The organism is Dialister sp. CAG:357, assembly GCF_000435155.1.
Lineage (GTDB): Bacteria > Bacillota > Negativicutes > Veillonellales > Dialisteraceae > Dialister > Dialister hominis.
Map to the genome: position 1 here is coordinate 1 of NZ_FR896449.1, position 7,556 is coordinate 7,556.

A 7,556-nucleotide genomic window follows, 5' to 3' on the forward strand; every position below is an offset into this window, starting at 1 on the left:
GCCGGGTGTTCAACTTATTATTGCAATTCGGGATGAAGAAATAATAAACTCAAACCGAGAAATAATTATTAAGAAATTGAGTGAGGCTGTCAGAATAAATATAAAGTCAGCTAAAAAAGTTTATGAGCACGTGCTTATTAATGAATATGATTTAGCTGACGGGCATCATAGTGTTTACTCATTTTATGTATGATATGGTATGTATGATATGGCAGGATCGTTCCAAAGGCTTCTTGGCGGGAAAGTTATATGAATGTGATATAATACTAATAAAGCATGAACGCCTTGAGTATGAATTAATGAATCGATATAAATACTCTTATGATGAGGCTCATAGAATAACTGAACGGAAATATAATTATTCGAAGGCGGTGAATCTTAATGGTAAGAATAGACCTGATAAAGTTGACAGATGATATTGCTAGTTGCTCTTATTTCCCTGAGAACAATCAAGAATGGGGAGATGGAATTGTCACAATTAACAGAAAAACAGGTGAAATCACCATTGAGAAAAAAGATGATTGTGGAACTGGCTTTTACATAGGCCATGTTATACCGTATTTGATGGAACATGCGAAGCAGGGAGATTATAAGAAATCTATGATTTTAGCGTGGTATTAACTTTGCGATAAGAAGGGCCTAAATGATTATAAAATCAGTGGATATTGATTTTATAAACTTTTGACAAATATGATTCTATGGATTTTCTGAATGGGAAGCTGAGTATATGGTAAATGTTCATCTTAAAGGGGGGTAAAGAAGCCATGAATTATGAAGAAACAAAATCCAAATTAGACAAAATGTGGGAGAAAATGAAACCATGGCGCGCCTTAGTTGATGGAGAGGGGCATTTAAACCAGAGACCTCGGAAGAGATAAAAGAGTTGTGGATTGAGTATAAAAAATTAGAGATGGAGCTTACCTATGAATTCGGACAATAACGGATTTAAGGAAACGCTGCAACTGTATAATCTGTGTACGCAAAAGAAATGCGGTTGATTTAACTGCTATCAATCTTTTCGGGTTATTTTAATAAAAAGTCCCTTTTTGAGAGATCTGAGGGGCTTTTTCATATCCGGTAATATATAAAGAGGATGATTTTTCATCCATACACTTAAGGCATGACAGGCAATAAATGATGGGTATTTGACATCATTTCCATGCAGGATTACATTGAAGATAACAAGATTTTATTTTTAGCATGGGAGGGTGGAACATGAATTTCAAAAAGATTTTAATGGTCATTTTCATGATTTTAGGCCTCGGTCTGGCGGCAGGCTGCGGCGGAAGCGCTGCATCTCCGACGCCTGCAAAATCGACGGCGCAGCAGCAGGCTAGTCTTTCCGGCAAGAAGGTACTGATTGCTTATTTCTCCTGGTCGGGAAATACGAAGGCAGCTGCTGAAAAGATTCAGGGACTGACGGGCGGAGATATTTACCGTATCGAAGCGGCTGATCCGTATCCGGGTGAGTACGATGCCACGACGGACCGCGCTAAGCAGGAACAGAAGGACAATGCACGTCCGGCTATCGCAGGCAAGGCAGACCTTTCCAAGTATGATGTCATTATGGTCGGTTATCCGATCTGGTGGTACCAGGAACCGATGATCATCGACACATTCCTTGAAAGCGGAGATTTCTCCGGAAAGACGATCGTTCCTTTCTGCACCAGCGGCGGATCTTCCATTGACAAGAGCATTGAGCATATGAAGACGGTCGTAAAGGGCGCTTCCTTTGCACAGGGCTTCCGTTATGATGGCAATGACAAGGAAATGAACCAGTGGCTGAACAGTCTCGGCCTTTTGAAGAAGTAAGAAATAGGTGAAAAGTCATCCGTATGCGGGTGGCTTTTTCTTTTTTCAAAATAAAAACAAAATTTTGAAATTTCATTTACACGTCTTCGGGCGTTTCCTTTTGTGATATAATAGGAAACATGAAAAGATTCACGGAGGGTGAATCAAAGATTTCCATGAAATTATGATTTTATATTTTACACAAGAGGTACTTATGTCTGCGATCAAATTAATAGCGATTGATTTGGATGATACACTGCTTCATGATGATATTTCTATTTCGGACTACACAAAGAAGGTCCTGAAAAGCGCGATGGATAAGGGCGTGAAGATCGTCATTGCGACAGGCCGCATGTTCCAAGCTGCGCGTCCGTGGGGACAGGCGATCGGTCTTGGCGATGTGCCGATGATCTGTTATACGGGCTCCATGACGGGGCTTTGCGAAAGCGGGAAGGTGCTCCGTGATGTGCGGATCGATTACGATCTGGCACTGGAAATCCTTTCTGTGATCCGCGAGCATGGATGGTACGCGCATACATATATTGACGATGAATTGTATGTGCCGTTCCGTGATGAAAGAACGGATGCGTATGAAAGGCAGTGCGGCGTGAAGGCGCATGTGGCAGGCGATGATTTCTATACGCCCAAGAAGGCACCGACGAAGATTCTCGTCTGCGATTATGATATGGAAGTGATGAAGGAAATCGAATCCGTGCTCCGCACCGGTTATGCGGACAAGGTGGGGCAGGTGAAGTCGAAGCCTTTCTTCTTCGAAATGAATAATAAGGAATGTTCGAAGGGAAATGCAGTGAAGGCGCTGGCTGAGACGTACGGCATCGAGCCATCGGAGATCATGGCTTTCGGCAATGGCAATAATGATGCTTCGATGCTCCGTATGGCAGGGTCTTCTTTTGCGGTAGCGAATGCTTCTCCTTCTGCCAAGGAAGCGGCAAAGGGACTGACGGATTCCAATAATGAGGACGGGGTGGCTAAGGCCATTGCCCGGTATGTACTGGAGGCGAGATAATGGATGATTTTCGTTTTGTCATTATTACAGGAATGAGCGGGGCGGGAAAAACGAATTTCATGCAGAAGCTGGAAGATATGGGCTATTACTGCGTGGATAATCTCCCTCCGATTCTGATAGCAAGGTTTGCTGATCTCTGCTGGAAGAGCACGTCGAATACGCGCCATGTGGCTGTCGTGACGGACATCCGCGGCGGGTCGTTTTTCGATGCGCTGCCGCAGGCTCTCAAGGAACTGGAAAAACGCGGCATCCCGCATGAGGTGGTATTCCTCGAAGCTTCGGATGAAGCGCTTGTGCGCCGCTACATGGAAACGCGCCGGCAGCATCCGCTTGCCAAGACGATGCGTATCCAGGACGGCATCGAGCAGGAAAGGAAAATTCTGGCGGGCGTCCGCGCGCAGGCAGATATCATCATCGATACGACGACGATGAAGACGGAAGATCTGAAGGAACATCTGAACAACCGCTTCGGCATCGACAATCACAAGAAGGAAATGCAGATTACTGTTTTTTCCTTCGGTTTCAAATACGGGATTCCGATTGATGCGGACACGGTGCTTGATGTCCGTTTCCTGCCGAATCCTTTCTATGTGGAGAAGTACAAGTACTGGACAGGACGCGTGAAGGAAGTCGGAGACTACATCAGCGCGGCGCCTGTCACGGGAGAATTCCTGACGAAGCTCTATGATTTCATGGATTTCATGGTCGAGCAGTTCAAGGAATCCGGCAAGACGCAGTTTACAATCGCCGTAGGATGTACGGGCGGCATGCACCGTTCTGTATTCGTTACGGAAAAGCTTGGAAATCATTTGAAGGAGAAGTATGGCCACGTGAATATTGAACATCGTGACCTCCACAGGAATCACGTGGAACACGATGCCGTCGATAAACAGGAGGGCTAGCCTATGAAACATTTCGTTCAGTGGCTATACCCCGGCCTGTCGATCAAGAGGTGGATGCTTCTCTTCTCTGTGGGCATCATCATCCTCGTCTTTGGCGCGACCTTGATCATGAACTATCAGATTTTCGGCGTCATGGAAGAGCATATGCTCCGTCTGGCTTACCAGATCACGGGGAGTTACAGCTATACATTCCTTGCCATCTGCGGCACGATCATGATTCTTGCAGGCATCTGGATCATGCTTCTGGCTGTGAGGAAGCTGGTGAAGCGTTTCCTCGAGCTGATTGCTCCTGATCAGAAGGAAGTCTCCAAGAAGCTTCTTTCCAAGATCGAGCTTTCCAGAGGGATGCGCATCGTGTGCATCGGAGGCGGACATGGTCTTTCCATGCTGCTCAGAGGTCTTAAGAGCAAGACATCCAATATTTCAGCCATCGTAACGGTGGCTGACGACGGCGGCTCCTCGGGACGTCTCCGTGAGGAAATGGGCATCATTGCCCCGGGCGATCTCAGGAACTGCCTTGTCGCTCTGGCTGACAAGGAATCCGTGCTGGAACAGCTCTTCCAGTACCGCTTCGGCGGGGAAGGGGAGCTGGCAGGACACAGCCTTGGCAATCTCTTCCTGGCTGCCCTGATCAAGGAATTCGGCAATCCTCAGAATGCACTTGAGGCAGCGAGTAAAGTCCTGAACATCCGCGGCCAGGTCATCCCGGCAACGCCTGAAAGGGTGCGCCTCGTCGCCAAGATGTCGGACGGGGTCTCTGTCGAAGGGGAGTCGGAAATTTCCGAATATCCGCAGAAGGCAGGAAAGAAGGTCCGGATTGAAAAGCTTTCGACGATTCCGGATGATCCGATTGCCGTCGGGGATGCGCTGCAGGCAATCAAGCAGGCAGACCTTATTACACTGGGGCCGGGAAGCCTTTATACATCGGTCCTCCCGAATCTCCTCGTTCCTGAAATTTTGCAGGCGATCCGCGAAAGCAGTGCGCCTGTGCTTTATATCTGCAATGTCATGACACAGCCTGGTGAAACGACCGGATTCACAGTCAGCGATCATCTGCAGGCGATCATCGACCATGTGGGGCCCGGTTTCGTGAACTTCGTCCTTGCCAATAACGGGACGCCAAGACCGGAAGTCCTTGCGCAGTATGCCAAGGTCCATGCGTACCCCGTCAGGATCGACCGCGCGAAAGTCAATGATCTGGGCGCTGTCCTCATCGAGGCGGATCTCCTGGGTATTGAAAAAGGCGCAGCACAGGATAATGATGTGCTCGCCAATAAAATTGTGCAGATTCATAATCTGCTGAAGGCGAATATTCCGCCTGATGCGCTGGAATCTTACCTGAGAAGGAGTCATTAATGTCATTTACCGAACAAGTGAAAAATGAGCTTGCCCGTATCCAGAGGGATGACCGGGACTGCCGCGTGGCTGAGCTTCTGGCTCTCCTGCGCATGAGCGGCTCGTTCATTACAGGCGGCCATGGCCGCTGGGGACTGGAATTCTCCACGGGAAACAGCGCTGTTGCGCGCCGCGTCCTCGTTTATCTGAAGAAGGATTTCGGCCTCATGCCTTCCACGATGGTGCGGCAGGGGAGAAGACTCCGCAAGAAGAATGTCTACACGCTTGTCGTGCAGCCTTCCGCTGAAGGGCTTGCCTTCCTGAATACGATGGGGCTTTCGCCTCTGGCGGGCGTCGAGGATATGGAAAACCTGAAGACGGATGAAGAAAAGAGAGCATACCTGGCAGGGGCATTCCTTGGCGGCGGCTCTGTCAGCCGTCCGCAGAGCGATTATCATCTCGAGATGGTGACGCAGTCCCAGAAGTTCGCCGGGGAAATCGTGAAGGCGATGAAAGCTTTCCGCATGAATGCCAAACTGACGGACAGGAAAAATGATTATATAGTATATATAAAAGATGGCGATGAAGTGTCCGGATTTCTTCAGATCGTCGGCGCCGCCCAGAGCTACATGGACTTTGAAGGCGTCAGGGTCGTGAAGGACATGAGAAACCGCGTGAACCGTCAGGTCAATTGCGAGACGGCAAATCTGCAGAAAACGGTCGACGCGGCTGTCAGGCAGTCACATCTGGCGCAGACTCTGATGGACAAGGTCGGGGAGTCTTCTCTTCCGCCGAAGCTCCGCGAAGCCTGCGAACTGCGGCTCGCTCATCCGAATGCCAGCCTTTCCGAGCTGGCTGTCATCTGCGGCATCACGAAGTCAGGCCTGGCACATCGTTTCAAGAAGATGGAAGCGATGGTTGCGGAGCTTGGCGGAGTAGAATAATCCATTTGCCGCTTCCTGATTTTTATTCTATAATTGTCGTGCGTCCCTCTGATGGAGGAGCGCGCGGCATTTTTGATACATATTAGGATTTAATATAGAAGCGCCTCCGGGCGCAGAAAGCAGTGCGTGATTTGAAACTGAAACGTTGGCTGATGGGAATCCTGACGACACTTTTTGCAGCAGGTGCTGTGGGAGGTGCTTCGGCATCCCTTCCCAAAACGGATGGCAGCGTATCGCCGGGCATTTCCCCTGTGTATCTTGATTACAATCTGATCCCGATGCTGGTCAAGAAAGAAGATGGGAAGCTTATCTTTTCCGACTGTCCTGAATATGCGGATAACTACGGCATCCTTTATGAAGGAACGGTAGAAAAGGGGAAGGGCCGCGTCTATTATTACCACGTCAATGAGACGGGGAAGCCTGCCCGCGTCCTTGTGTATGCCAAGAGTGATAAAAAGCAGGATATCACAGTGACCAGAACGGTCAAGGGCGATCCAAGCGCAGATTACATGCCGACGGGCGCCACGCTTTCTTTCAGGGAGGCTGTGAATGAGGCAGGCGATCCTGTCCTTGTAAAGCTCCTGCCTAAGGAAAGGACCGTCCTTTTTGAAGATGACAAGAAGGGCATCAGGAGTGGAGACCTTGTGAGCGGCATTGTTGAAATCGAGACGAAGAAACCGGTTTCCCTTGGCGTTGCCATCGTTCCTGACGGTACAAAAGAAGATGTGAAGAAGGCGCTTGATCTTTCAGTTCCGCTTCTGCCTGACTCTCATGAAATGCGCGGCACATTCCCGATGGATGTATACATGGAAAATAAGCCATGGGATTTCTCAAAAGGAAATGCGGCCATTTCCATAGGAAATTCGCTGCCATTCCAGATGGGACGCGATGAGCTCAGCAAAGTCGACCGCGAAAATACGGGCGACTACGGCATTACGTACCATATGGTATTCCATTCCAGGGGAGCCGGGCGCTACAAGCTCTACATCAATGCACAGGGCGGTGTCTACCTTGGCACCTTCCAGATCAGCTATTATCCGAACCTTCCCCGCGTATACAGGACAGACGGGCAGAGATCCTTCCGCATGTTCGGAAACGGGACAGAAAGAGATTACATTGAAGCAGGCACCTGGGATATGGGACGCGATCTTTTTATCCGCTTCATCCCGGCAGGAGCTGCTTTTCTCCCCATCCGCTTCCTGATGGTCCCTGAACCTGCGCTTTCCGCAGATACTGTTAAAGAATCGTAAAAGGAATGTTCAGAATCTTACGCCTTGTGATACAATAAAGAAACAAGAAAAGAATAGAAATTCAGAAAGGATGAGCCTTATGAAGTTTATTCAATTTCGCATCGGAGACATCGTCCAGATGAAGAAGAAGCACCCCTGCGGCAGCCAGGAATGGGAAGTCATGCAGCTGGGGAGCGATATGCGCGTGAAGTGCTGCGGATGCGGACATATCGTCCTCATTCCAAGGCCGAAATTCCTGAAGGGCGCCAAGAAGGTCCTGAACAGGGATGTGACGCAGGATACGCCATTAGCCTCCAGATCGGAAGAG

9 protein-coding genes are annotated in these 7,556 nt (G+C 49.0%); all 9 read left to right on the top strand.

Annotation, left to right across the window (positions count from 1 at the left end):
* A partial coding sequence (locus tag M3200_RS07235) for a hypothetical protein (protein WP_288178211.1) occupies positions 1-193 on the top strand: 193 nt, incomplete at its 5' end.
* Positions 194-381: 188 nt separating this feature from the next.
* Positions 382-621: a hypothetical protein gene (locus M3200_RS07240; RefSeq protein WP_022382871.1), complete on the top strand. Its 240-nt coding sequence runs from the start codon at positions 382-384 to the stop codon at positions 619-621.
* Between the two features lie 594 nt (positions 622-1,215).
* Positions 1,216-1,812: a flavodoxin gene (locus tag M3200_RS07245; RefSeq protein WP_022382872.1), complete on the top strand. Its 597-nt coding sequence runs from the start codon at positions 1,216-1,218 to the stop codon at positions 1,810-1,812.
* A gap of 193 nt (positions 1,813-2,005) precedes the next feature.
* Positions 2,006-2,818 (top strand): Cof-type HAD-IIB family hydrolase, encoded by an 813-nt coding sequence (locus M3200_RS07250; RefSeq protein ID WP_022382873.1) that lies wholly within the window; start codon positions 2,006-2,008, stop codon positions 2,816-2,818.
* Positions 2,818-3,720: an RNase adapter RapZ gene (rapZ, locus tag M3200_RS07255; protein WP_022382874.1), complete on the top strand. Its 903-nt coding sequence runs from the start codon at positions 2,818-2,820 to the stop codon at positions 3,718-3,720. Before M3200_RS07250 ends, rapZ begins: the two co-directional genes overlap by 1 nt.
* A 3-nt stretch (positions 3,721-3,723) precedes the next feature.
* On the top strand, positions 3,724-5,076 hold the full coding sequence (locus tag M3200_RS07260; RefSeq protein WP_022382875.1) for a gluconeogenesis factor YvcK family protein: 1,353 nt from the start codon (positions 3,724-3,726) through the stop codon (positions 5,074-5,076).
* Positions 5,076-5,999 carry a DNA-binding protein WhiA gene (gene whiA / locus M3200_RS07265; protein ID WP_022382876.1) on the top strand — a complete coding sequence of 308 codons (924 nt, stop codon included), beginning with the start codon at positions 5,076-5,078 and terminating at the stop codon, positions 5,997-5,999. Before M3200_RS07260 ends, whiA begins: the two co-directional genes overlap by 1 nt.
* Positions 6,000-6,130: 131 nt before the next feature.
* Entirely contained in the window at positions 6,131-7,249 is a 1,119-nt protein-coding gene (locus M3200_RS07270) for a hypothetical protein (RefSeq protein ID WP_022382877.1), read from the top strand.
* Between the two features lie 79 nt (positions 7,250-7,328).
* Positions 7,329-7,556: DUF951 domain-containing protein (locus tag M3200_RS07275; RefSeq protein WP_288178212.1), on the top strand; the 228-nt coding region annotated here is incomplete at its 3' end.

What these genes read in the sequence shown, in the direction of transcription:
- M3200_RS07240 (WP_022382871.1), top strand. Translation starts at nt 382, where the DNA reads ATGGTAAGAATAGACCTGATAAAGTTGACAGATGATATTGCTAGTTGC.
- M3200_RS07245 (WP_022382872.1), top strand. Translation starts at nt 1,216, where the DNA reads ATGAATTTCAAAAAGATTTTAATGGTCATTTTCATGATTTTAGGCCTC.
- M3200_RS07250 (WP_022382873.1), top strand. Translation starts at nt 2,006, where the DNA reads ATGTCTGCGATCAAATTAATAGCGATTGATTTGGATGATACACTGCTT.
- rapZ (WP_022382874.1), top strand. Translation starts at nt 2,818, where the DNA reads ATGGATGATTTTCGTTTTGTCATTATTACAGGAATGAGCGGGGCGGGA.
- M3200_RS07260 (WP_022382875.1), top strand. Translation starts at nt 3,724, where the DNA reads ATGAAACATTTCGTTCAGTGGCTATACCCCGGCCTGTCGATCAAGAGG.
- whiA (WP_022382876.1), top strand. Translation starts at nt 5,076, where the DNA reads ATGTCATTTACCGAACAAGTGAAAAATGAGCTTGCCCGTATCCAGAGG.